Raw genomic sequence first — 26,878 nt, 5'->3', positions numbered from 1 at the left:
AGCTTAAAAAATACTTTTTGGCGGGGTGTGTTTCAATACCAAAACCGTTCTACTTGGCAGGTATAAATGGACTCTGTGCTTGTCGGATAAATTTGCCTCTGCACGAGAATAGTATATTTGCTGATCATCCACTCGATGGAAACCGCCATATGATTCTGCATCGGAATCGAGCAATACCTGGTACTTACCAGCTGTTACAGGAATGCCATAGAAGGTAAAGGATTCGCTGGGATTTAAGTTGAATACAAAAATCAAATCCTTTCTTTGAATTGCCAAAACCTGATCTCCCTTATCCGCCATAAGGCAATGAATAAAGCTATCTTCCATAAAGTGCTGTTCGTTTTGCAATTGAATCATGGCCCGATCGAAAGCATTCAGCTGACCAAAGCGCAGATCCGAATTGTCCACCAAACTCCATTGTCGGCGTGCATGTTTGTACGACCAGTCATTCCCTTCGCGTGGAAAATCTATCCATTCGGGATGTCCGAATTCATTTCCCATAAAGTTAAGATATCCATTACCGGCGCAGCAAAAGGTGAGGAGACGAATGATCTTGTGAAGGGCAATTCCCCGATCCACTACCAGACTTACACTATCCTTAGCCATATTCCAATACATCTCCTTATCTATCAATCGGAATATAATGGTTTTATCACCTACCAATGCCTGATCGTGAGATTCGGCATAGCTAATGGTTTTTTCTTCTTTGCGTTTATTCGAAAGTTCGTAGAATATGCTTCCAACATCCCAGGCTTCATCCTGTTGTTCTTTGATGAGCTTAATCCAGTAATCGGGTGTACCCATCGACAGGCGATAATCAAAACCCAATCCTCCAGCTTCAAGCGGTGCAGCCAAACCGGGATAGCCACTCATTTCCTCGGCAATACTAAAGGAATTGGGATTGTAATCCTTCATCAGTTTATTGGCAAGAGCTAAATAACAGATGGCATCTTCATCCTGGTTGCCATCAAAATACATATCGTAGCCGGTGAAGTCGCGGGATAAACCATGATCGTAATATAACATGCTGGTTACCCCATCGAACCGATAGCCATCGAAATGGAACTCCTCCAGCCAATATTTGATGTTGGAAAGCAATAGGTGCAGAACTTCATTCTTGCCATAATTGTAGCAAAGGGAATCCCAGGCAACATGTTCCCTACGTATTCCTTCATGAAAAAACTGATAGGGAGAACCATCGAAATTTCCGATGCCTTCCAAATCATTTTTTACGGCATGAGAATGAATCATATCCATAATCACCATAATACCCATACCATGCGCTTCATCAATCAATTCCTTCAGTTCTTCGGGTGTGCCAAAGCGCGAGGAGGGGGCAAACAGACTGGAAACATGGTATCCAAAGGAGCCATAGTAAGGATGCTCCTGAATTGCCATAAGTTGAATGGTATTGTATCCGGCTTTGTGGATGCGGGGCAGTACCAATTTCCGAAATTCGGCATAGCTGCCTACGCCTTCTTTTTCGGTAGCCATACCGATATGTGCTTCGTAGATAAGAGGTACTTCCGGTTGGTATCGTTTCTTATCATTTTTCCAGATATACGTATTTTCCGGATACCATAACTGCGCAGAGAATAGTTTGGTGGTTTCGTCCTGAACCACCCGATTGACCCAAACAGGAATTCGTTCTCCTTGTCCGCCAGGCCAGTGTACCGATAGCTTATATAAATCCTGATGCTTTAATAAATAAGATGCAATTTGTAATTCAAAATTACCGCGATCTGTTTTTTTAAATTGAAAGTCGGCATGTTCTTTCCAATCCGAAAAAGGACCGATTAAATAGATTTGAGTAGCATTGGGTGCCCATTCTCGAATAATCCAGGAATGTTCGCTCTTGTGAAGACCGTAATAATGATGTCCGTTGGCAAATTCGGATAGGGTAGTGCTTGTCAGGGCTTTTTCTTTTTGGAGCACTGTCTTCATTCGCTGCTCGATAACAAACTGATAGGGCTCCAAATAGAAGTCTGACTGTACAATTGGTAGTACTTGGTTCATAAGCAATATCTAATGTTTTGTTCGTGGATTATAGCAGTTGGTGTGATTACTGGTAAAGATACAATTTATCTCTAAGGCTTATTTTAATTCGCGATGAAGTTTTTGCTTAATTTTCGAGAGCGGAAAGTAAGCTATTGGTGTTGTAGCACTCTATTTCCAATGATACTCCATTCCGGTACACTAGCTTAAATATTGATTTTCCCTAATACCATTCCTACTGATAGAAAGTTAATAAGTATTCGTTCATAGTGTCTGATGCCTGTTAAACAGGGTATATGGCTTGTTTATCGAAATATCACACAAAATATTTACATATTGTTTTGTTTATTTATAAGATATGATTAATTTCAATTTTACTTTTTAAATATATTTTCATGGTTTCGAATAGGGGAGTCGAGTTCATCAATAAAAGTTGCATTGTGAGTGTAGCTTACCAATTTATATTCCAAATTTTAAATAATAGTGTTGTCCTGTCGGGATAAAAAGAGAGGGCATCATCTATGCCTATCCATGCATTGCAAATCCTGACTATTTCTACCGATAAATGATATTTCCCACAATTACTTTGTGATTTTCTTATTGGTTCGGAATTCGGATCGCATCTATTTGTAATGTGGAAAATGGCCTCGGATTTGACTCCGCACCCATTTTCGATGTCGATAATGCCTTCGGATTTGACTCCGCGCCCATTTTCGATGTGGATAATGCCCTCGGATTTGGCTCCGCGCCCATTAGCAAGGTGAAAAATGCTTTCGGATTTGGCTCCGCGCCTATTTGTGAGGTAGAAAATGGCCTCGGATTTCACTCCGTGCCCCCTTTGTGCGACACGAAGACCCCGCGGAACTCAGTCCGCACCCCCTTATAAATACAGGAAAGCCTTGTGAAATGGGGAAACTTACTATAAGTAAGGGTTAAATAAAAAAATGTAGTTAATGGGATTCCTTTTTGGCTAAAAAAAGGAACCTGTATGTATAATTATTAAATAAGAAAGATATGCCTAATTTAATTTTACCAAAATCGGACACTAAGCGTCTGGAAGTTTTGGGGAAAAGTATTGAAACCGGTAAAAAAGATGCAACCCAAGAAAAGCACTTTATTCCGGAGGAGTTATTGACAAATGCCGAGGAGATAAAGAATCGGTTTCAGGCTAGTTATGAGCTCGTGAATTCTAAACTTTCTGCTCGACAGAAAGAGGTGAGGGAAAAGAATGAAAGCATCGATGTGCTTCGGACTTTTGTACGTGATTTCTTTGAGGTATTAAAACGGCGAACTTACCGTATGAGTCAACCAGCAGAAGTATTGCGTTTTTTTAATATTACCCTGTCGGGCGATTTGCCTGATATCCGCAAAGATGCAGATTTGATTAAGGCTGCCGAAAATATCATCCTGGGGGATGGGGAAGCAGTGAAGGCTGGTTACAAAGCCATGCAAAATCCTTCGGCTGCAGAAATTCAGCGGCATTTGGATAATGCAAAGCGCGAAATTGGTGATGTTGCCCCTGCCGATCGGGAATTTAACCAGGTGCAACAAGCCTTAACCGATATGCGTGATGAGGTAGATGACATGATTCATGAAATTGCAGATTATATCCAATTCTCGCTGAGAAAGCAAGAGGCATCGAAGCAACGAAGGTTTATGCGCACCTATGGTTTTGAGTATCGCTATCTGAAAAATGAACCTCAGGACGAGGAACTTGTAGTGTCTGGTAGTTCTGATAACCAGTAAATCGTTATCGTTTTTTGTTGGTAAATGCCAGAAGCGAACCACCGGTACTTATTGCCCGATGATTCGCTGGTATTATCAGCATTCCGGCCCTGTTTTCCATATTCTAATGTTTTGCAAACCTGTCCCTGTAAGTTTAGGTTAGGCAAAATAAAGGAGAGGAGAATGGGGCTTTTGCTTTTGCAAAGCTAATGATTTTCGTGTACTGGAAAATCAAGGAAAATCGGAATGTTCTAAAATACAAAGCCGCCTTGCCAAAATATACTGACAGGGCGGTTTTCGATTATATGCAGCTTGTGTTATAGTCTTAATGAAATACCTGCATTAAAGCCAATCCACATAAATAATTTGTTCTTACTGCTTTCATGATCGTAGATTGTATAAGGAACATTGATTGTACCGTATTTATTCCCTGTTTTTTTCTCCGTTATATAGGTATTAAATGTAGGTCCTGCAACTAATGATAGTTTCTGATTCAAACGAAAATGGTAATTGGTTTTTATAGTATTCAACAGGTTTAATTTATTCCAATCGTTATTATAAACCAATTGGCTACTTTCTGCTTCAAGAGCAATTTGATGTTTTTTACCAAGCGAAAATAAACTTCCTATTCCTAATCCATATTTAAGAACATCTTTGTTTTTGTACTTTGTATAACCGGTTGTAAATATGGTATAGAAATGTTCTACTCCCATTTTGTAAGTTAAGTTGGCATTCATAACTTCGGAGGTGGATATTTCAATTGCATAATAACCATTTTTCACGATGCTGAATAAGCCAATAGGTGTGCCTTTCCCAATACTGTCTACAATATTGAAAACCCCTAATTGAGTACCGTTTAATGTCTTTGCAAAGTTGAGAACTCCCAGCTGTGTTCCTTTAAAATTACCATTGGTGATATTGGATACTGCCAATTGAAATCCTGTTGCATTTTGTTTTGAGATATTGGTAACACCTGAAATCATTACACCTTTTGAGCTTTTGCAATTAATATTGCTTACACCTGCTAACTGAAATCCTCTGGAATCTTCATTTAAAATATTACAAACTCCGGAAATAAGGGCACCGGTTGAATTCCCATGATTAAGATTGGCGATACCCGACAACTGAAATCCATTCACATCTCCTTTATTGTAGTTCACTAATCCACCAATTTCCATCTTATTAACCCCACCATTTACTCCTAATAACATGTTAAAGGAAAAATCATTAGTGTAGTCTGTTGATTTAATACCATTTGTTCCGATTGGATGAAAAAAAGTAGTTTGAAATTTACGATTTGATGGCGTTTTCTGTTGTGCTGTTAATGTTGTTCCCAATGCCATTAGGATAACGAATGAGATAAATTTTGTTTTTGTCATTTTCTGTAATTTCTAAATAATTGTGTTGTGATATTATAGGAGGATGACAATTGAACAGGAGGATACCCCTATCGGATTAAAAAAAATAAAAATATTTTTTGAAAAAACTTGAATGTGATTGTTTGTTGTGATGTACTTATCTATACTTTTTGTATAGCTTAAAAAAAATGAAGTCGGGTTTGGGCGAAGCACCAATTTAGTTGGACAATATTGGTGGAATATGTAGAAAATGTCATCAGAAAATAAATGCTCTGTTCCCGATTAAAAAAGTCAGGTGAATTTCGATATTATTCGTGCTTAAATTATTCTGGTTAAAACCTTAATCCCATTTGCCAGCCAAACCAGAATTGGGATTTTCTGGTATTAATAGCCTTATCGAGGTAATAATTTCCAAAATAGATGGAATTTTTAGCTGATATAGATGGATTGTTAACATTGTTTTGTTCTTTGTTTGGACTACAAAAATTATAGGATGGTCCTGTTGTAAGTGTAATGTGTTTGGATACTTTGTAGTTTAAGCCCAATTGTGCTCTGTACAGATCTCCCGCAAATACATCATATTCGGAATCGGTATTGAATAGGGCAGATCCGGATAGATCGAGGTTGGCAGAAAGGCGACGCTTGGTATTGCTGGTAATTCCTATTCCGTAAGCAGCATTAAGATATTTGCCTACTCCTAGTCTTAAGAAACTGTACAGTGCTTTTCCTCCCGTTTTATAGGCTGCATTGAAATAAAAGCTTTCGTCTGTCGAAAATTCAAGCTTTTGATATCCGTTCTTGATAATATTTACCAAACCAATGGGAAAACCATTTTCGATCGTATCGGCATGGTTGATCAAAGCAATCTGTACTCCTCGTAATTTATCGGTATGATTGAAAATGGAAGACAGTTGTAAACCATTGGTTGTGCCTTTTACGATGTTTATTCCACCGGCAACCTGAAGACCGGAACAGCTGTTGGCCTGATTGTAAAGTCCACTGATTTGGAGGTTGGTTTGGTCTCCGCCATGTAAATTGAATCCACCGCTAAACTGTCCGTTCCAACCTGAAGTTTTGAGACTATCAAGAGATTTGGCTGCTGCAATATTCATTAATCCACTTACCTGCATACCATCAATTTTTCCTTTTACTTTATTGATAGTACCACTGATTTGAATCCCATGCATATTCCCCAAATTCGTATTAATTACTCCTGCTATTTGCAGGCCATTAACATCTTGTCCAACCATATTAATTAAACCAGATACTTGAACCCCATTCATGTTTTGTCTGATGATATTTGCAAGTCCTCCTAATTCCAATCCTTTTACATTAGCAGCGTATCCTGCAAGGATATTTAAAGAGAGTTTATTTGTAACCAAGCCGCTGGTGAGGTAATTGGTGCCCCAAAAAGGAACAAAGGAGATTTGTGCAAATTTTGTTTCACTTACATTAAGGTTATTGGAGACATAAAGAGCTTCGTTAGGCACTATGAGATGGACTACGCCAATGTCTTTCAATTCTTTATTGGTATATGTCCAGTTGATAGATTTACTATTTATCGGCACTACATTCGATCGTTGTATTTGTGTAGTGCTAATTTGTTTCTGAAGGCTTACATTTAACAGTTGCTTATTCATAGGATGGATGTAAGCAATAGTATCCTGATAGCCCTTACAGCTAAAATTTACTCCGATAGATTGATTGCCCTTTAATTTTAAAGCGTATTTTCCATCATATGCAGTGATGAAAGAAGTCTGCCGGTTAATTTCATATACAATTGCATTTTCCAGAGGATGTCCTTTCGAATCAGTAATGATTCCGGAAAGAATCCATATTGTATTGCTTTTGTCCTTTTCCGGATTTACGGATTGTAATATAATATGTGATCCAATTACCTTGTAGGTGAGTTCATTATTAAAAAGTTGGTCGAGTATTTTGTGTAAGCTTTCTTGTCTTTCTTTAAGAGAGATAATTTTTGCCGGATCAACCAGTTGTGAATTGTATGAGAAGTTAAAACCACCCAATTGTTCCAGAGTTAGCATGATTACTTCTGTTCTTTGGTTGGTGATTTCAATACTTAACTTATTTTCCAGATAATTCTGTGCACAGATCTGAGGCGACAGTAGCCAACAATTGAAGAAAAATAATATTCCTGGTAGTAATTTATTCATCTTTTTTCAGCTCTAATATGGTATATGTATTTCCTTCACTTGTATAAGTGAAGTTAAAGCTGGTAGAGACAACTTTAATAACCTCATTTATATCTTTATTAATAAAAGTAGATGTGTAGTTTAAATTATTTATGGATGGATTGTTCGAATTGATTTTTACTGCATAACAATCTTCAAGTACCTCAAAAACATCTTTCAGTGGCTTGTTACGGAATACCAGCTTTTTGTCCATCCAGAAAAAGGCAGAAGGATTTTTCATCTTAATAATACTATCTTTTTGCAGTGATATCAATCCACTTTCTCCTGCTCTTAAAACCATGTGAAGCGTATCAGTCAATGCTTTGTTGGGATAAAAGAGTTCTACCCGTCCTGTTTTTACGCTCACATCAATATCTCTATTCTTTTTTATTTTTACATTAAAGCTGGTGCCTAATACTTTAACACTACCAATACCTGCATGAATTATAAAAGGTTTTAGTGTATCTCTTTTAACCTTAAAAAAAGCTTCTCCTTTTAGTTGAACTACTCTTTTATGCCCATCAGCTGATGGTTTGTAATTAATTTGAGCAAGCTGATTTAGATGTACTTTCGAACCATCCGGTAAGGTATCTGTCAAAGTTGTTTTTGTGTTATTCGTTAGCAAAAATTCCTGTTTTTGAGAGGAGTCAATCAAATACCAATTAAACAGGCCTAATAGTATAAGAACAGATGCAGCCACCGCACTGTATAAAACGAGCTTGAATTTTGAAAATTTTGTAAGGACAGTAGAGGAGAGCTTTTCATGATGATCCAAACGCTTATTTAAAACTTTCCATGCTAAGTGTTTATTCACAGGGATTGGGCGTGGATTTATTTTTCCTGTCTCCAGCCACATTTCTTCCAGTTGATCCAGGCGTTTACGATGAGCTATATTTTCCTCTAACCAGCCTATAATAATCTGTTGTTCTTTCTGACTGGTTTCACCCAAAAGAAATTTTGCAAGCAGAGTATCGCTAATATGTCTATTCTCATTTCTCATGCTCATTTAATTAGTATTTGGCTTTAGGCTCTTTAGTTTACTATATTTATTCTTTATCTGCATTAGTATGACAATTAAAAACTGATTTAACCCTATTCCCCGTTTATCAGGTGGTTGAAAAAAATAATGAGTAGTGGCAGATATTCGACTAATTCCTTACGTAGAAATTGAAGTGCTTTTCCCATTTGGTTTTCTACAGTTTTTATCGATATTCCAAGTTTTTCAGCAATCTCCTTATATTTTAATTGCTCATATCTACTCAGGATAAAAATTTTTTTACGTTGCTCGGGTAGTAAATCAATACTTGCTCTTATCTTTTTTTCTAATTCAGAAACATTTAAGGGGTCAGAATCTAATTGTTCGGATTGTTCTATCTGTTCTTTATTGTGTTGCTTATAATTCTCTCTGATATTAATGTGTTTAATTAAATTCAGACTAGCATTTCGGACGGCTCTGTAGAGATAGGATATTATTGAACTCTCAATCTTGATATCTGATCGATTAATCCAAAGCTTAAAAAACACCTCTTGAACAATTTCTTCCGAGCCTTCCTGTTCCTTTATAAAATTGTAGGCATAGGCACACAACCGGCTATAGTGGTCGTTAAATAGGGTTTCGAAATCTGATCTGCTGATGCAATCAGACTGTATGCTTTGTTGTGTGATCAATGTTAAGCTTGTTAAGAGAAACAAAGGTAAATGTTTTTTTTTGTGATAAAGTAACGAACATAAGGGATATGTGCAATTTTACATGAGTAAAGCCCCGCTTAAAAGCGAAGCTATGATGTACAAGTTGCTATATCGATTAATTTGCGCGATACTTTTTAGTAATTTCTATAAGCTAAAAATGCAGGGTATAACTTAAAACCGGTAGTAAAGATAATTGATCTGCATCTTCAATTAAATGAGTGGCTTCGTTATATCGTTCCATTATTTTTGCTTTGTGATTGCTTGCATTCTGTATCTCAAGCTTAAATTCATGTTGTGTCTTTTTGTGATTAATTTTATAGTTTACTGAAGCGTTCAGAATAAAAATATTATCACCTCTTTTGCTAAATGAGCTATTATCTGTATAAATAGTTTCTCCTGCGTCCTGACTTTTCTTTAAATCAACTGGAGTGTAATATTGTCCTCCCCGGAACGATATTTTTCCATTTAATCCTAGTGTATTTTGTCCTTTCGAGCTTGTTTTAAACTCTTTGCCAATTAATATATTTGCAGCAAATTTACCATTGTATCGTGAATTGCGCTCAACTCCATCAAGTGCGGTGAATTTAGCTTCGTATAAGGAGCCTGTGAGCAGATAATAAAAATTGTTGTGAAAGAAACGTTCTAGTGTTAGTTCCAGTCCATAATTTTTTCCGCGGCCTTTATTTACAAAATCATATTTTGCAAGACCTGAATTTAAATCTTGTAGTACAATTCTGCTGTTTGGATTATTTTCAACTGCCAGATTATACAAATCCTGGTAGTAAGCCTCTATCTTTAAATGTAGATTACGCCCAAGCTGGTTGTTATAACCGAGTACATAATGTCTTGCTTTACTCATCTTCAGGTCTGAATTAGGCGTATAAATATTATTTTTCGCATCGGTTAATTGTACAAAATAGGTTGAAATACTTTCTATTTTGCTGTGCATTCCAATTCCTAAGGAGATGGATTGGTTTGGCAAGAATTGAAACTTCATCCCCAATCTAGGTTCTATGCTGTAGTCTTTATTTAATTGGAAATAGGTGCTATGTACTCCGGATATTACAGATAGATTGGATGTAATCCGATATTTCCAACTGACGAAGGATTGAAATAGTTGTGAGCTGCCATCCGAATTTAATGATACAGTTGATATACCTGAGTTCTTAAGATCATTTATGTTTTTGACATTGTAACTAAGATTTGTATAAACCAAACCGATTTTAAGACTGTGTTTCGCATTCAATTTAGTGTTAAATGTTGAGACATATTTGAGATACGATTTTTGGTAGTTTTCATTTACTGCTACAAACATGGAGTTATTATCACCAAGTAGCTTTGATTTATTTTGGATTTTGTTGGCTGACCAAGCAATAGTGTTCTTTAGATAAGATTTTTTTCCTACAGGCAAAAGATTTGATAATCCTATAATACCCAAATTAGAATTCAGTTGATATTCACCTAATTTTAAGCTTTCATCATCTGTTTTTTCAACAGCATCAATACTACTCTTGCCCAATAGTCCCCAAAACGTAAATGTTCCGGTTTTTTGAGAAGGGAGAACAATCTTGAAAGATCCATCCTGATATTTTGGGACTCCATCAAAACTCATAATACCCAATTTATCCAATAATCCTAAAGAGGAGTATCGATAGTTAATTAAATAGGAACCTGAATAGTTTTTGTGAATCGGACCTTCAAGTGAAAAATCAACTCCTACTGAACTAAGAGCGAATGAATTTTCATGCTTTGCATTATTTCCTGATCTGAGCTTGATGTCAAAGATACCAGAATAAGCATTTCCATATTCTGCGGTAAATGCTCCGGAGTAAAAATCGGACTTGCACAGCATAAAACTGTTCAGTGCGCTTATTGCACCTCCGGTAGTTCCTTCGTCTGCAAAGTGGTTAGGATTGGGTATTTCTATTCCTTCCAATCTCCATTGAATTCCTTTGGGTGAATTACCACGCACAATAATTTCATTGGTTCCTTCGGCATCTCCGGTTACCCCTGCATAGCCCGATACCATTCTTGCCGGATCGTTAATTGCACCTGCGTACCTACTGGTTTCTTCAACAGTAAAGGCTTGCCCGCTTACAACAGCCATCTTGTTTAGTGTTTCGTGTTTTGCAGTTTTAGGATATACTTTTATTTCTCCAATTTTTGTAACAGATTCGATAAGTTCGATATTAAGAATTACTTCTTTGGCAGATCCTACTTCGATATTTGTAATTATTTTGGGTTCATAGCCCAAACAGGTTATTTGGAGGTTGATACGTCCAACAGGAACTTTGTCCAATCTGAAGTTTCCATTAATATCACTTGCCGTTCCGATAAACGGGTTTGAATTTAATATCACAACATTTGCTCCAATTAGCGATTGTTTGCTTTCTGTGTCAATTATTTTTCCACGTATGGTTTGATAGAATTGGGTAGTGTTCGCCGATAGATTGGTTTGAATTCCCAATACTAAAATTAGAATTAGGGAGATGATACAGTTTCTTTTTTGCATAGTTATTTGTAAAAATGTTTCAATTACCATGAAGACAATTTAATCGGGAGATACCCCCACTACTGAAATGTTTTTTTTTGTTTTGATTATAGAAAGAAGTGTGCAAGAAAAATCAAGAGCCTTGATTTTTTTGAATTGATGTGCGTGATTTTGATGTACAGGAATGCAGTACCTGTTTCTTGCAGCATCTTATCGATAGGGAGTATGATGAGGTTTAACAGGTTTTAATGGAAATGTGCAGCAAGGAATTGTGAAGTGATTTAATATGAATAACCACTGTTTTAATTTGTAGATAAGATGGTGTAATTCTTGGGAAAAGATAAGATTTAGACCAAAGGGCTTTAACTTCTTATAACTAATATTTCAATGTGGAAATTGCTTATTTCTGCAGTATCAGGCTAAAATTAGATCTATAACTCTTGGGCAATCCGATTATCCCAGACTGCTAATTTTGTTCAGCATATCAGGATTTAAAATTTGGAGCGTTTTGTTTTCCTGATGAATTAATCCGTCATCCTTAAAATTCTTCATGACACGAATTACACTTTCGGTTGACATATTTGTCAGTTCAGCCAATTCGCTTCTCGAAAAGGAAAATTCAAATTTATTTTTTTTGTAAACCCGATCTTTTAAACACATTAAGATATCTGCAATGCGACCGTGAAGCTGTTTGTTCGACAAACAAAAAAATCGTCCGTAGATTTGAATAATATTTTCATTCATAATATTAAGCGTACGAAAGGCAAATTTTGCATTTTCCTGTAGAAGATCTTTAAATACCTTCATATCAATTAAATCAACAGTTGATTCGGTATAAGTAGTAACAGAATATATAAAAGTATTGTTTCCTTCGTAAATGGCGGGCATGCCGATTAAACTGTTACTGGGTGCAATTTTTAAAATAAGATTACTGGCATCTCCTTCTAAATAAACTTTAGCTAAACCTTTTTTGATATGCATTATATGAGAAGCAAAGGCTCCTTGCTTGCAAATTGTTTCTCCTTTTTTATAAGTAACTGTCACTTTATTTGCCTCAATTAGTTTTTGTTGTTCTAACGATAATTCATCAAAAAGAGTGAGGTTTTTATTGAAAATAGTACAGGTATTATTGAATTTACAAGTCATATTTATAGTTTTTACTCTTCATAAAAATATCAAATATTTCTAATATTCTTTACAATTATTACTTAAGTCTGGTTTTATTTTTAGTTCTAGAAAAATACTATTCTGATGAGAATCATTTTTTATTCTGATCCAGATCATTTTCTATTTGATGTAATTGTATTCAGAACAAGATCCTTCTTACTGCTATTTTTATTTATTTAATCTGATAAGCACTTAAATTTATCCTATACCTAATCTTTAAGGCTTATGAAAAAAATACGACTATTCTTTTTTGTTGCTTTTCTGTTTCCTTTATGGAGTAATGCGCAAATAGAAACAGAAAATAGGGAGACTGACTCTACTTCGGTCTTGAAAGTTCAAAATTACATTAGAATGGAAAATCGAAATTTAACCCCTTCGGTTGATCATTCTACTTTTCCTCAACTGAAACAGGAATTTAAAACAGCCCATGATGTAACGGCAGCCTGTATCTCATGTCATACGGGTCGCGCTGACGAGATCATGAAAACCAACCACTGGTTGTGGGAACGAACCGAAAAATTAGAAGGAAAAGGGGAGCTTCCTTTGGGCAAGAAAAATATTCTGAATAATTTTTGTATTGGAATATCAGGAAACGAAAAATCCTGTACACGTTGTCATATTGGATATGGATGGAAGGATAAGTCTTTTGATTTTTCCAATAAACTAAATGTTGATTGTTTGATTTGTCATGATAATTCCGATACTTACAAAAAGAAACGAGGAGGAGCCGGATATCCAGATGAATCAGTTGATTTAAACTATGTTGCTCAAAGTGTAGGAAAACCATCTAAAATAAACTGTGGAGTCTGTCATTTTTGGGGTGGTGGCGGAAATAATGTCAAACACGGTGATTTGGAAAAAGCATTGCTTGATTGCAACAGAGAGGTTGATGTACACATGGCTGTTGAAGGCGAAAATATGAGTTGTATTGAATGTCATATTACCGATAAGCACAATATTGAAGGCAAACTATATGCTTTGTCATCCGAAAATAAAAATAGGGCAACTTGTACCCACTGTCATTCCAATGCACCTCATACGGATAAATTATTAAATGAACACTTTATAAGAGTGGCTTGTCAGACTTGTCATATACCTACATATGCCAAGGTGAATGGCACCAAATTGTATTGGGATTGGTCAACCGCAGGACGTTTGGATGAGGATGGGAATCCGATTCATGAAAATGATGCAGACGGTAACCACAACTATTTGTCTATTAAAGGAACATTTGTTTATGACACAGATGTGATTCCTGAATATTATTGGTTTAATGGAATTGCTAATCATCAGCTGATTACCGATACAATAGGTACGATTCCTGTTCAAATGAATTCCCTGAGTGGTTCTTACATGGATAAAGGGGAACATAAAAAAACAAATAAACCTTCTAAAATATGGCCTGTTAAGGTTCATCGCGGCAAACAAATCTTCGATCCTGTTTTAAACAAACTGATACAACCAAAGTTATATGCCGAAATGAAAGGGGACAGTGCTTATTGGAAAGATTTTGATTGGAATAAAGCATCTCAGGCGGGAATGAATTATTTGGGACTCCCTTTTAGTGGTAAATATGATTTTGTTAAAACAGAAATGTATTGGCCATTAAATCATATGGTTTCGCCCAAAGAAAAAGCTTTGAGTTGTAAGGAGTGCCATAGTAGAAATGAAGGACGATTAGCTCAGCTGAATGACTTTTATCTTCCGGGTAGAGATAAAAACAGATTCTTTGATTTTATCGGTATCGGATTGGTTGTTTTGGCTGCTCTTGGGGCGATACTTCATGGCTCCTTACGTGTTCTTTTTAGGAAAAAATCATCATCTAAAATATAGGAGAGTAAGTAATGAAGAAAGTATATATATATAAAATATTTGAACGGTTTTGGCATTGGGCTCAGGCTTTGTTAATCCTAATCCTGATGATTTCCGGTTTTGAAATTCATAGTTCTTTTAATTTGTTGGGCTACGGTACTGCTGTTAAAATTCATGACTTTGCTGCTTGGGCATTTCTGGTCTTGATCATCTTTGCGATATTTTGGCATTTTACTACTGGTGAATGGAAGCAGTATATTCCAACAACAAAATACCTTAAAGCACAATTTGACTATTATGTCGTGGGAATTTTTAGAGGAGCTCCGCATCCAACAAAAAAATTGGTTTATAACAAGTTTAATCCTCTGCAACGATTGATCTATTTGGGATTAAAAGTCCTGGTGATTCCTATACAGGTGATTTCAGGGTTTCTTTATCTCTACTTCCATTATCCTATTAAAGGGCTGGAGCTTCAAAGTCTGGATTTAGTGGCAGTTATACATACTTTCGGAGCGTTTTTGCTTCTTGCTTTCATGATTGCTCATGTATATTTAACAACAACCGGATATAAACCGATGTCTGCTATAAAAGCGATGATTACGGGTTGGGAAGAGATGAGTGAAGAAGAAATAAAAGAACGTTTGGTTAGTGATATTGAAACATCAATTTTGAAGAGCCGAGCCCAATTAAAATCAACTGAAGATTATAACGAGCTGTTTGATGCGGCGATAAGTAGCGTTGGTAAAAAGGCAGGGATTACATCGCTTGCCGATCCTCGATTTAAAGATGCGATTGAGAATAGCGGTGCTGGTTATTTCTTTATTGGTAAAGACGGAATATACAACGACGTGAATGAGACATGGTACAAACTTTATAAATATGATTCTAAGGATGAAATTATTGGTAAGCATTATCGCTTAAGTAGAACAGAAGAGGATTTTGCTGAATTGGAGGCTCATGTCGGAATAGTACTTAAAACGGGGCAAATTATTAATCACGGCGAAGTAAAACGAATTTGTAAGGATGGTTCTATTGGTTATCACACCTTAACTATATCACCAGTTTATAAGGAAGATAAAATTGTAGGTATTGAAGGATTCATAATTGATACAACGGGGCAGTTATTAGCAGAAAGAGAGTTGTTAAAAAAACAAATTCGTATTGATGAAGAATTTAAAAAACGTAAATCTAAAGAAGATTAAAAATGTATATTATGAAAAATATAAAATTACTTTTCGTATTGATGTTTTTACTGACATCTCAAGTGTTCCTGAGTTGTAATAATAAAGCTGATTATGCTAATGTTGAAGAAATGGTTGAAGCTGCTCAATCAAATATTGCTGCTATTAGCGTGGAAGAGGTGAAACAAAAAATTGATTCTATGGAAATGTTTAACCTGATTGATGTGAGGGAGCGAACTGAATTTAATTACGGATATATTCCGAGTGCTATCAATATTCCGAGAGGTTCACTAGAATTTAAGATAGCTAACAATAAGTATTGGGAAAATGAAGGACTGTATTTGCCAGCGAAAGATGAAGAATTTATTTTGTGCTGTAAAAAGGGCAGCAGAAGTGCATTAGCTGCTGAATCACTTAAAAAGCTGGGATATAAAAATGTAAAATATATCAAAGGGGGATTTAAAAAATGGGAACTAAGCTATCCTTTGATGCAGGAGAAGAATTTGGAAGAAGAATCTCATCAGCAAGTAGAAGAAGTTGGTGGTTGTTAATTCCAAAATAAGAAATAGGATTTATCCTATGTTGAAAATTTAAAATCAGAACCTAAATACTAATTCAAAACCTAATAGTTATGAAAAAATTATTGAAATATTTATTGATTTTGGCTCTCGTGCCGACGTTGTTTCTTTCTTCGTGCAAAAAAGATGATAGTGTTGTTGTAGGTGGGGATAATAGTTTTGAAATCTTAACTACTTATTTAGTGGATAATGATATGGACTTACCTGATGTATTAACTGGTTGGATTGTAGCAGCACCTGCTGCTGCTGATGTAGCCACTTTTATTGATACTTATGATATTCTTGATATTCGCTCTGCTGCGGATTATGCAAATGGACATATTGAAGGTGCAGTAAATTCGACATTAGGAAATATTCTTGTCGATGCTCAAAATACAACGAAACCTCTTTTGGTGGTATGTTATACTGGTCAAACTGCAGCTCATGCAGTTGTGGCTCTTCGTTTAAGCGGATATCTTACAGCTAAAGTATTAAAGTGGGGAATGAGTGGTTGGAATTCAACCCTTTCAGGTAAATGGGAAGCTAATTCGGGAGATGTAAATGGTGCTGCTGCAATTGGTAATGTTAGTTGGACAACAGATCCTATTGCAGGCATTCAATCATTCGAATATCCTGCTTTAATAGTTACTTCTACTACAGGACCAGCTATTCTTGAAGAAAGAGTTGAGTCAATGATATCAGGTGGGTTTAAAGGCGTTTCAGCAACAGATGTTTTGACAAATCCCACCAACTATTTTATTAATAACTTTTGGGCACAAGCTGATGTGGATCATTATGGGCATATTGTCGGTGCTCATCGAATTAATCCGTTAAGTATAGAAAATGGAGAAATTGCAAATATTGATCCGGATGCTACAGTTGTAACCTACTGTTGGACTGGTCAGACATCATCTATGGTTACTGCATATTTAAATGTCCTTGGGTATAATGCTTTATCCTTGAAATTCGGTGCTAATAGTATGATTTATCCAAACTTAGAGGTTCATAAGTTTGTTACTCCAACAACAGATTTGCCCTTAAGTACAGATTAGACATTATTACTAATAATAGAGTATTTCTCTATATAAATTAACTGAGTTATCGGAATTGTATTTCTTCAGTAGAAGTTATGCAGTTTCTTCAACATAAAAATTAGATCACATGAAAAATATATATGTTTTTATGCTTTCAATGGCATTATTGATTCCCAACATAGTAAATGCTCAGGGATGCGATGAACCTTCAACTGAGGGTGTTAATGTGTTTGGTTTTTTTCAACCGAGATTTGAATACAATCAAATGGATACAAACGATGATACGAATACGTTCGATTTTAACAGAGCTAGAATTGGTGTAATGGGTATTATTCCTTATGATATTAGTTATTATATGGTTTTGGAAACAAGTCCATCTAAAAATGATGGAACTCCATACTTATTGGATGCTTTTGTTACCTACTCGAGATATGATTTTGCTAAAATATCAGTGGGATCATTTAAGTCTCCTATTTCATTGGAATTGAATACTCCATGCCATAAACTGCATACCATTAATCGTTCAAAAGTGGTAATGCAATTAGCTACACCAGATCGTGATCGTGGAATTATGATTTTGGGTGGTGCGGATACAACATTATTTCAATATCGTGTTGCAATAACTAATGGAACCGGATTATTTGAAAACGATAATAATAAATACAAAGATTATGCGGCTCGCATTGTAATGAATCCTCATAAAAATTTAAAGATTGGTGTTAGTTATAAGTATGGCAAATCAGCATCAAAGGTAGAAGGGGCTTCGGATGATGAAAGAACTCGTTATGGCGCAGATTTTCAGTATAAAAAAGGTGCATTTATGTTACAAGGTGAGTATTTGTACGGTAAGGATGTTGGTTCTTATACAACTGGAGGAGGTTGCGGAGAAGAGCTTGAATTGCATACAGGAGATGTGAAGCGTGATGGTATGTTTTTAATGGCAATGTACAGAACGCAATCTAACCTTCAGCCTGTTGTGAAGTTTGAATATTTCGATTCAGATAAAGATCTTGATGACAATACGGAATATTGCACGACTTATGGTTTAAATTACTTTATAAATGATTGGACAAAAATTCAGGCAAACTATATATATCGTGCTGAAAGAGCTCATGAAATTGATAATGATATTTTCATGCTTCAGGTTACTGTGAAATTTTAATACTAATTAAGATGTAGAATATTTTAGGTTTTAATTTAAATGATACTGAAATAATTAAATATAAAAAATTATGAAAAGACTTTTATTTCTTGCCCTTATCTGTTTTTTGGGCATTCAAATGGGTTTGGCTCAAGCTGATGTAATCTCCGTAAAGGATTACTTGAAGATAATGAAAGACAAGAATGTGGTTCTGGTTTCGGCAAGGAAACCTGCAGATTACAAAAAAGTGCATATCGTAGGAGCTATTAATATAAATCACAAGGATTTGTATAATAATATTCCGGTTAAAACTGTTTTGAAGCCAGTAAATGAAATCGCAAAAATATTAGGTTCTAAAGGAATTAGCGAAACGAATAAAATTGTTCTTTATGATGGAGGTACAGGTAAATATTCCGGACGCTTATATTGGATCTTAAAATACTTGGGGGCTCCTGATGTGAAAATCTTAGATGGACATATTAGTGCATGGAAAGCGCTTAGAAAACCGGTAACGCGAATTCCAACCAAAGTAAAAGCAACTATTTTTCATGCGAAACCAAATCCTAATTTAATAGCCGATATGGCATATGTGAAAAAAGTAATAAATAATCCCCATTTTGTATTAGTGGATGCTCGTTCTCCTGAGGAATTTAATGGAACAAAAGAGAGTAAAATAAGAAAGGGGAAGATTCCTGGCTCGATAAATTTGGAATATAAACATATGCTTAACACAAAAAAAATGCTTAAAAGTAAAGATGAACTGGCAAAGTTGTTCAAGGCTAAAGGTATTACTCCTGATAAAGAGGTCATTCTTTTTTGTGAAACAAGTATTAGAGCCGGTATCGTTTATCTTGCATTAACTTCTGTATTGAATTATCCAAAAGTTAGGGTTTATGATGGAGCATATTTGGAATGGCAAAGCATTGCAACGAATAAAGTGAAGTAGGATAAAAGTATTTATTCTATTCGTATTTTAAAACGAGAAGGATGTCTAAAAATGGGCATCCTTTTATTTTTGTGTCTATATATTATGGATATATTGAAACTGTTCAAAATAAATTAAAGGAGTTTTAACTTTGTTTCTTTACTTTTTAGTAAGCTGCAATGAAATGGATGCAGCAGCCCCTGTAAACAAGTAAAAAACTTCCAATTTTTCTTTCCCTATCTATTAATTTCTACCCCGTAAAAATCACGTATATTTTCTCACTTATCGCTTGGTTGTTATTTGCTGACTAAAAATATTTTTTGGAGTCAATTACTTTTGTATTGTAACTTAGATCGAAACAAGGTCGATAAACTTACAATCTACTGTTATGGCTGTTAGAAATAAAATACCAATCGAGGAGGAGAGAAAAGAGATTTTAAGAAAGGCTTTGGAAATTTTTGTGAGAGATGGCTACTTTACTACAACAGGAGCTGTCATTGCTCAGGAGATAGGAATTCCAGAGGATACTCTTTTCCGTTATTTTGAAACCAAAGAAGATCTGCTCCACACCATCGTGGGCGAGGCTTTCCATTTGTTTTTTGATAGTATTGATCCCAATCAGGATGGGGTGATTATGGAGGTGGAATTGCTTTTTTTTATTGAAGACTACTTTGAATCTCTAGAGAAAAATCTTGACTTTTTAAGACAATTTTACTCCCTAAGATTGCAACCAGGTGTTGTGCCACTTTATAAAAATGAATTGGTGAGAATTGTGAGTCCGCTACTGGAACTGCTAATTAATTATTTTGCTGATAGTGGAGCCGAGAACCCGAAAATGGAGACTCGTTTTTTGGCTTCGATGTTAGATGGTATTGCTATGAATTACGTGCTGGAACCCGAAGGATATCCATTGCATGATATGGAGCATAAGGTTCTGAATATGTATATTCGGGCTGCAGAATATGAAGAGTAAACAGTTCGCGGTGCAATAAGGCTTAGTTTTTAAAATTGAAAGGAATAGGATGAGGATATCCGAAAAAGAATCAGTCGTCATTCTGAACTTGTTTCAGAATCTGTTCTTATTTGATATTGAGATCCTGAAATAAATTCAGGATGACACAAAAATGAATTATAGTTCTGTTTAAATGTTACAAGCAATAAAAAATCCGGTTCATTTGATGAACCGGATTTTTTATTTATTAATTGTATTACTTATTTCAAACCTCGTTTAATCAAAAGAGGATCGATACTTGGTTCTGCTCCTCTGAATCGCTTGTACAATGTCATTGGATCTTCAGTACCTCCTTTAGATAGCACGTTATCACGAAAGGATTTTGCAGTTTCTTTATTGAATAAACCTGTTTCCTTAAATGCCTGAAATGTATCTGAATCTAAAACTGCTGCCCAGATATAAGCGTAATATCCAGCAGAATATCCACCGCTGAAAATGTGAGCAAAATAAGTAGAACGATATCTAGGATAGATTTCCGGAATCAAACCAATAGAATTCAAATAGTCTGCTTCAAATTTATCTACATCAAGATCCTTAGGTTCAGTTAAAGTATGGTATTTCATATCTAACAAAGAAGCCGCAAGATATTCTACGGTTGCAAATCCCTGATTGAATTTACCGGCATTCTGCACTTTCTTTACCAATTCCAAAGGAATAGTTTCGCCTGTTTTGTAATGTTTTGCATATAAAGCAAGCATTTCAGGTTCCATACACCAGTTTTCCATTACCTGTGAAGGGAATTCCACAAAATCGCGGGAAACAGCAGTTCCTGATAAGGTATTGTATTTACATCTTGAGAAAAATCCGTGAAGGGCGTGACCGAATTCGTGGAATAAAGTCTCTACCTCGTCAACGCTTAATAAAGCTGGTTGATCGCCTACAGGCTTGGTGAAATTACATACGTTACAAATGATTGGTGTAACCGCATCTTTTTCGCCCCAGCCAGATTGCTTGCGGAAGCTGTTCATCCAGGCGCCACCTCTTTTTGAAGCTCTTGGAAAATAGTCTAAATAGAAAATACCAATATGAGTGCCGTCTGCTTCCTGAACTTCCCAGGTTTGTACATTTTTATTGTATTTACTGATGTCGTGTCTTTCTACGAATTTAATACCATACAATTTATTGGCTAAAGTAAAAGCACCGTTTCTAACATTGTTCAACTCAAAATAAGGACGCAATTCCGACTCATCTAAATCGTATTTTGCTTTCTTTACTTTTTCTGAATAATACCACCAGTCGTAAGAAGCCAATTTAAATTTGCCACCTTCTTTGTCGATGATTTTCTGCATTTCCTTCACTTCTTTTTTCGCATTTGGAAGTGCAGCAACCCAAAGTTTATTCAGCAGATTCATTACGTTTTCAGGATTCTTTGCCATGTTTGTATCCAGAATATATGCTGCATGGTTTTTAAATCCGAACAAATGAGCGCGTTCTGCTCTAAGGTTTACGATTTGGTTTAATACCTTTTTATTATCGTTTTTATCGTTGTGATCGCCACGGCTTACATAACCCATGTAAATCTTTTTACGAAGCTCACGATTGCTGGCATACTGTAGAAAAGGAATCATACTTGGTTTATTCAAAGTAAAAACCCATTTTCCTTCTTTGCCTTTTTCTTTTGCTGTTTCTGCTGCTGCTGCTTTCACCGATTCAGGAAGTCCTGCTAAATCAGCCTCATTATCGATTACCATTTCAAAGGCATTGTTATCTGCTAATAAATTCTCACCGAATTGAAGGGTAAGTAATGCTAGTTTCCCGTCAATTTCACGAAGCTTGGTTTTTTGCTCTGCATTTAAACCGGCACCACCGCGAATAAATGACTTGTAAGTTTTTTCCAATAAAGTGTTTCCTTCTACACTAAGCTTTAAACTGTCTTTTTGGTCATAAACAGCCTTGATTCTTACAAATAGCTTTTTGTTTAATTTAATATCCGACTCATATTTTGTCAACTCAGGAGCCAATCTTTTGGATAATGCCTGTAAGGAATCATTGGTATCCGATCCGGTAAGATTAAAGAAGACATCGCTTACTTTGGAAAGTAATTGTCCTGATTTATCCATTGCTTCGATCGTGTTCTCGAAAGTAGGAGCTTCTGTATTGTTGGCAATAGCCTCAATTTCTTCTCTGCCTTCTTTCATTCCTGCTGTAAATGCAGGCTCGTAATGTTTGAATTTAATCAAATCAAAAGGGGGAGTTTGGTAAGGAGTGTTGTAAGTAGCAAAAAATGGATTGTCCGTCTTTTGCTCGCTTTTGTTCGAGTTACAAGCAGTGAATCCAATGCCTGCAATAAGAACGTAAAGGAATGTTTTTTTCACGTTATTTGTTTTAGTGTTAGTAATATTTTAATATTGCCCGCCAATTTAGTAAAAAACAAGAAGACTGGCTTTGTGTATAAGCAAGTTTTGAAACATACTCATAGTGTTAATCTTTATTATTTAGATTTGTAGCGGACTTTATGAAGTGCTTATTGTTATCTGGTTACTGTGAACAGATTACTGTTATTTCAAACCTTTCTTTAAGTTAAAGCTGGTGGATGGTTGTACCTGCTTCGATTGTTGGTAGTATTTCATCAGGCGTTTAAAAGCATTGGAAGATGGCTTTTCATGACTTAAGTCCATCAGAAACCTTCGGAATCCTTCCTTATACAAATTGTTTTTTTGTTGCACCCAGCTTACCGGATGTTTTGGGTAAATAATGGTGATGCCGTCGCGTAGTTCTTTCTCATACTCGCCTTGCATATCGTCGATAAGTTCGTTATCATTACCTGTCTTAATCGGCATTCTGGAGTAGAATAGTTGAGGGTAGAAATATAGGGGGACAATGCCAAAACGATCTTTTCCCAGTAGAAGATTTTCCAAATCATTTTCCTGTGGATAGGTGTATAGATTTATTTTATCTGTTCGAAGATGGGCTATTGCAGCATCGTTGAAAAGGTATACATTCTCGTTACAGGATATTCTTGCCTTGGGAGGCAGTAAAAGCTTTTGGGAAAGGTGACTAATCATGAAGTTGGAGTATCCCTTTTGCATGGACAATTTGCATAAGTCTTTGTAAAAAGGAATCTCCTTCTCGGATATAAATTTGGGCAATTCGATGTGTATTTTGTGTGCATTCTTCTGAAGAAAAGGAACTTCCCATTTTAATTCTTTCCACTCCGATTTTTTGAGATTCAGAATCAGACAGTCAATTTCATTCAATTGTACTTTGCGAAGCCAGGCCAGTGAATCAATGCGAACATATATTTGTTCCTTTCGGGGGATATTTTTTGATCCGATATTATTTAAGATTTTTGCTTTTTCGGCTTTGTGCATATTCGCTTGAAAGGCTCTGCCTTCCTCCCTGAATTTATTGGGGAATTTTTCCTGCATGCGTCCGGCCAAATAGACTTGATCGCCTTTTTGAGCAATAATATTTCCTGCTTCGATTTGATACATTCCCTTCCCAAGAGTTTGGAATGCCTTTACCTTAACCGCCTTCTGTGCTTCTCCGTTTTGTTGTTTAAAACGAATACGGTTTCCGGTTTGTATCTCATAGCTGGAGGAAAACAATATGCTTTCTCTGTTTCGTTTCTCCACAATCCCGATTAAAATACCTGTGTTGGTATTCTCTGTAATTGCCTTATCAACGTTTCCAGCGAGAAAATAACCTGTCTTCTCTCTGCCCATATCATAGGCAAGAATTTCCTTTGCTGTTTTTAGGTCGTTATTGTCAATTACTTCGCGATAGGCTTTCGCCACATTATAAACAAATTCTGCAGGTTTTAATCGTCCTTCGATTTTAATAGATTCCACTCCCATTTTCATGAGTTGAGGAAGGACTTCCACTGCCTGATTGTCTTTTAAACTGAATACATATCGATTTTCGTTTCCGGTTTCATAAAGTCTGCGACAGGGTTGTGTACACAAGCCACGATTAGCTCCACATCCACCAATGAAACTGCTGAATAAGCACATTCCCGAAAAAGAATAACAAAGTGCGCCATGCATGAAAATCTCCAACTCGATCGTACTTTTTTCTTTAATTTCCCGAACCTCGGCAAGCGTTAATTCTCTTGCCATTACCACACGCTCAAAATCCTTCTGTTTACAATAGATTGCTCCCAATGAGTTGTGATGAGCCATTTGAGTGCTCGCATGGATGGTGATATCCGGAAAATGTTTTTTTACCAAATGATACACGCCCCAATCCTGAATAATGATAGCACTAATACTTGTCTTCTGAATCAGGTTCAACATGTCGAGCATATCAGAAAGTTCCGCATTTTTAATTACCGTATTCAAGGTAAGATATACCTTGATATGATTCTTTTTGGCTAATTTCAGGAGTGCTTGCAGCTGCGCAGTGGTGAAATTGCTGGCTCGTCCGCGCGCATTAAATTGTCGCAAGCCGAGATAAACAGCATCTGCACCACCTTTGATTGCAGCGTGAAACATTTCCGGATTTCCAACCGGTAAAAGCAATTCGGGTTTATTCATAATTCAAGGATTTGTTCTAATTGCAAAGATAGAATTGAAAAACGTGGAATTTTTATTTTGGCGCTGAAAAATAGGTGTAAATCGACCTGTTTAGAAACAAGCAGGAATAATAATAACCAAATAAAAGGAGGAGGATTGGGTGCAGAATGTATAAAAAGCCTGAGTACGATGATGTATTTTCTTAAAGAAGCTTCTTTTTGTGAGAAATATCTTCTCTGATAAATCTATCTTTCACCGATTTTCTTCTTTTGCTTTTGGGACAAAAACTAAGATAGAAAGCAATCCATAAAATGAAAAGCACTACTGCAACAGGAGTATATTTATTGAAATACACTCCACGTGCCGAGAAAATGATGGCATCATCGGGTTGTGCCGGGCGAAAGAGGATCGTGAATTTTTTCCCAATAGGATATTTCACATTCTCCGGTCCCATTAAAGTGTAGCTATTTCCGTCTGTCTGAAACTCTATGATTGCATAAAAGGAGAGGAGTGGTCCCAGATTGTCCTGAGCCATTTTCACTACCGTGCCCTGGGTTTTCTCTCCATGGAGAAGTAATTTCCAATTCCCGTAAACAGGTATCAGAACGATAAGAATCGTGATTAAAAAAAACTTCCATCCGGAATCTTTCATAGTTTTGAGATTGACTTCCCGATAAAAGTAATGAATTTTTCATAAAAAAAAGGCTGCTAAGTTCGAATGGAGCAGCCTTCAATTTTTTTCTGAATTACTATTATTCAGGATAGTTTAGATTTTCTTCGCTTATATTTTCCAGAATTTCTCTTCTGTATCTTTCTGCTTCCCATCTTGCCATTGGCAAATCGTGACTCATATAGTTACCACATTCTATTTTATTGGTTCCCGGGACTTCCCCCTCGTAGGAAGCCATAAAATCAAACATCTCTTTGGTAACATCTACAATATCGGTAGAATTTAAATCCCCCTGAAAGATCAAATAGAAACCGGTACGACATCCCATTGGTCCGAAATAGATGGTGCGCTCGGCCCAGGTTTTATGGTTGCGTAAGAAGGTAGCTCCCAAATGTTCCATAGTGTGCATGGCAGGAATATCCATTGCTGGTTCCTGATTAGGCAATTTGGTTCTGATGTCGAAACTGGTTAAGGTTTCAGCTCCCACTTTATCCTTGCGGGATACATAAATTCCACGCTTTAGTTTATTGTGATCGACTGTAAAACTTGCTATTTTTTCCATATCTGATTTTATTTCTTATTTCCCAACTCACGAACCATTTCCATAACCATATCGGCAGAATTAATGGCCGCAGTCTCTACAAATTCTTCATATTCTACCGCATTCTCCTGACCTGCAATATCTGAAATAGATCGGATAATCACAAAAGGAATATGAAATTGATAACAGGTCTGGGCGATGGCAGCACCTTCCATTTCTACAGCATCGGCATCAGGAAACATCTTCTTAATGCGTTGGGTTGCTTTCGGATCGTTCATAAACTGATCGCCAGTGAGAATAGTTCCGATCTTGGTCTGCAAATTGGTAAGTCTATGAATACTTTTGTCTGCCAGCTCAATTAATTGGGCGTTGGCATCAAAATGCTCGGGCATTCCCGGAACCTGACCAGCTTTGTAACCAAAAACGGTACAATCCATATCATGATGCAAGACCTTCTGTGAAATCACGATGTCGCCAACTTTTAAATCGGATGGAAATCCTCCGGCGGCCCCGGTATTAATCACAAAATCAGGCTGAAAAGTATCGATGAGTATTGCAGCTCCTATTGCTGCATTTACCTTTCCTATTCCTGATTGAAGTAGAACAACATCCACTCCCTTTAGATTTCCGGTATAGAATACAAATCCTCCTTTTTGCTGTTCTGCTCTATTGGACAATAGTTCGCGAAGTCGTACTACTTCGATTTCCATTGCTCCTATTATTCCTATTCTCATGTCTATAAATGTCAAATGATCTGTGCAGCATATTCGGAATATTCCCGATCTGCTGTTTTGAAATGCCAAAGTTATAAAAGAATGCTGCTTTTGCCTTAAGCTGATAAAAAAATAATGATGGGAATTGTTATCCGCTTTCCAAACCAGAGAAGAAGGAGTAGGCGAAATGAATATCTGGTAAAAGAACTTATCGGTATAAG

The 26,878-nt window shown here is 36.3% G+C and carries 20 protein-coding genes; 8 read left to right on the top strand and 12 right to left on the bottom strand.

The window, feature by feature from the left end; genetic code table 11:
* Window positions 1-3 precede the first annotated feature (3 nt).
* A complete protein-coding gene (locus DLK05_RS00975) occupies window positions 4-2,016 on the bottom strand; it encodes an alpha amylase C-terminal domain-containing protein (protein WP_127342101.1) in 2,013 nt (670 codons plus the stop codon).
* Window positions 2,017-3,009: 993 nt separating this feature from the next.
* On the opposite strand from DLK05_RS00975, the gene DLK05_RS00970 reads away from it, so the two are divergent.
* Window positions 3,010-3,741 carry a hypothetical protein gene (locus tag DLK05_RS00970; RefSeq protein ID WP_127342100.1) on the top strand — a complete coding sequence of 244 codons (732 nt, stop codon included), beginning with the start codon at window positions 3,010-3,012 and terminating at the stop codon, window positions 3,739-3,741.
* A 296-nt stretch (window positions 3,742-4,037) separates the two neighbouring features.
* Here DLK05_RS00970 and DLK05_RS00965 read toward each other — a convergent pair whose 3' ends face one another.
* The 6 genes from DLK05_RS00965 to DLK05_RS00940 all read right to left on the bottom strand — a co-directional run bounded on the left by DLK05_RS00965 (window position 4,038) and on the right by DLK05_RS00940 (window position 12,596).
* A complete protein-coding gene (locus DLK05_RS00965) occupies window positions 4,038-5,099 on the bottom strand; it encodes a hypothetical protein (RefSeq protein WP_127342099.1) in 1,062 nt (353 codons plus the stop codon).
* A gap of 311 nt (window positions 5,100-5,410) precedes the next feature.
* Window positions 5,411-7,252: an STN domain-containing protein gene (locus DLK05_RS00960; RefSeq protein WP_127342098.1), complete on the bottom strand. Its 1,842-nt coding sequence runs from the start codon at window positions 7,250-7,252 to the stop codon at window positions 5,411-5,413.
* Window positions 7,245-8,276, bottom strand: a complete 1,032-nt coding sequence (locus tag DLK05_RS00955; RefSeq protein WP_127342097.1) for a FecR family protein — start codon at window positions 8,274-8,276, stop codon at window positions 7,245-7,247. Before DLK05_RS00955 ends, DLK05_RS00960 begins: the two co-directional genes overlap by 8 nt.
* 86 nt (window positions 8,277-8,362) lie before the next feature.
* On the bottom strand, window positions 8,363-8,938 hold the full coding sequence (locus DLK05_RS00950) for an RNA polymerase sigma-70 factor (protein WP_127342096.1): 576 nt from the start codon (window positions 8,936-8,938) through the stop codon (window positions 8,363-8,365).
* Window positions 8,939-9,110: 172 nt separating this feature from the next.
* Window positions 9,111-11,471, bottom strand: coding sequence for a TonB-dependent receptor (locus DLK05_RS00945; protein WP_209319636.1), 2,361 nt, complete (start codon window positions 11,469-11,471; stop codon window positions 9,111-9,113).
* A gap of 432 nt (window positions 11,472-11,903) precedes the next feature.
* Window positions 11,904-12,596 (bottom strand): Crp/Fnr family transcriptional regulator, encoded by a 693-nt coding sequence (locus DLK05_RS00940; RefSeq protein ID WP_127342094.1) that lies wholly within the window; start codon window positions 12,594-12,596, stop codon window positions 11,904-11,906.
* A gap of 246 nt (window positions 12,597-12,842) precedes the next feature.
* Between DLK05_RS00940 and DLK05_RS00935 the strand changes: the two genes are divergently transcribed.
* The 7 genes from DLK05_RS00935 (at window position 12,843) to DLK05_RS00905 (ending at window position 20,240) form a co-directional block, all read left to right on the top strand.
* Window positions 12,843-14,450, top strand: coding sequence for a tetrathionate reductase family octaheme c-type cytochrome (locus tag DLK05_RS00935; RefSeq protein ID WP_127342093.1), 1,608 nt, complete (start codon window positions 12,843-12,845; stop codon window positions 14,448-14,450).
* Window positions 14,451-14,461: 11 nt separating this feature from the next.
* A complete protein-coding gene (locus DLK05_RS00930) occupies window positions 14,462-15,631 on the top strand; it encodes a cytochrome b/b6 domain-containing protein (protein WP_127342092.1) in 1,170 nt (389 codons plus the stop codon).
* Window positions 15,632-15,642: 11 nt separating this feature from the next.
* Window positions 15,643-16,161 carry a rhodanese-like domain-containing protein gene (locus DLK05_RS00925; RefSeq protein ID WP_209319635.1) on the top strand — a complete coding sequence of 173 codons (519 nt, stop codon included), beginning with the start codon at window positions 15,643-15,645 and terminating at the stop codon, window positions 16,159-16,161.
* A gap of 80 nt (window positions 16,162-16,241) precedes the next feature.
* Complete coding sequence (locus tag DLK05_RS00920) at window positions 16,242-17,219, top strand: rhodanese-like domain-containing protein (RefSeq protein ID WP_127342090.1); 978 nt, start codon at window positions 16,242-16,244, stop codon at window positions 17,217-17,219.
* Window positions 17,220-17,328: 109 nt separating this feature from the next.
* Entirely contained in the window at window positions 17,329-18,363 is a 1,035-nt protein-coding gene (locus DLK05_RS00915) for a porin (protein WP_127342089.1), read from the top strand.
* Between the two features lie 70 nt (window positions 18,364-18,433).
* Window positions 18,434-19,288 carry a sulfurtransferase gene (locus DLK05_RS00910; protein ID WP_127342088.1) on the top strand — a complete coding sequence of 285 codons (855 nt, stop codon included), beginning with the start codon at window positions 18,434-18,436 and terminating at the stop codon, window positions 19,286-19,288.
* A gap of 367 nt (window positions 19,289-19,655) precedes the next feature.
* Window positions 19,656-20,240 (top strand): TetR/AcrR family transcriptional regulator, encoded by a 585-nt coding sequence (locus DLK05_RS00905; protein ID WP_127342087.1) that lies wholly within the window; start codon window positions 19,656-19,658, stop codon window positions 20,238-20,240.
* A gap of 239 nt (window positions 20,241-20,479) precedes the next feature.
* On the opposite strand, the gene DLK05_RS00900 is transcribed toward DLK05_RS00905, so the two are convergent.
* The 5 genes from DLK05_RS00900 to DLK05_RS00880 all read right to left on the bottom strand — a co-directional run bounded on the left by DLK05_RS00900 (window position 20,480) and on the right by DLK05_RS00880 (window position 26,678).
* Complete coding sequence (locus DLK05_RS00900; RefSeq protein WP_127342086.1) at window positions 20,480-22,594, bottom strand: M3 family metallopeptidase; 2,115 nt, start codon at window positions 22,592-22,594, stop codon at window positions 20,480-20,482.
* A gap of 183 nt (window positions 22,595-22,777) precedes the next feature.
* Window positions 22,778-24,754 carry a peptidase U32 family protein gene (locus tag DLK05_RS00895; RefSeq protein ID WP_127342085.1) on the bottom strand — a complete coding sequence of 659 codons (1,977 nt, stop codon included), beginning with the start codon at window positions 24,752-24,754 and terminating at the stop codon, window positions 22,778-22,780.
* Window positions 24,755-24,935: 181 nt separating this feature from the next.
* Window positions 24,936-25,385, bottom strand: a complete 450-nt coding sequence (locus tag DLK05_RS00890; protein ID WP_127342084.1) for a DUF3592 domain-containing protein — start codon at window positions 25,383-25,385, stop codon at window positions 24,936-24,938.
* Window positions 25,386-25,485: 100 nt separating this feature from the next.
* Complete coding sequence (locus tag DLK05_RS00885) at window positions 25,486-25,965, bottom strand: S-ribosylhomocysteine lyase (protein ID WP_127342083.1); 480 nt, start codon at window positions 25,963-25,965, stop codon at window positions 25,486-25,488.
* Window positions 25,966-25,973: 8 nt separating this feature from the next.
* Entirely contained in the window at window positions 25,974-26,678 is a 705-nt protein-coding gene (locus tag DLK05_RS00880) for a 5'-methylthioadenosine/adenosylhomocysteine nucleosidase (RefSeq protein ID WP_127342082.1), read from the bottom strand.
* Window positions 26,679-26,878: the final 200 nt, after the last annotated feature.

This window comes from Ancylomarina longa, assembly GCF_003996985.1.
GTDB classification, from domain to species: domain Bacteria; phylum Bacteroidota; class Bacteroidia; order Bacteroidales; family Marinifilaceae; genus Ancylomarina_A; species Ancylomarina_A longa.
Note: the sequence above shows the minus strand (reverse complement) of the source record. Positions and strands in the feature narration are given on the sequence as shown.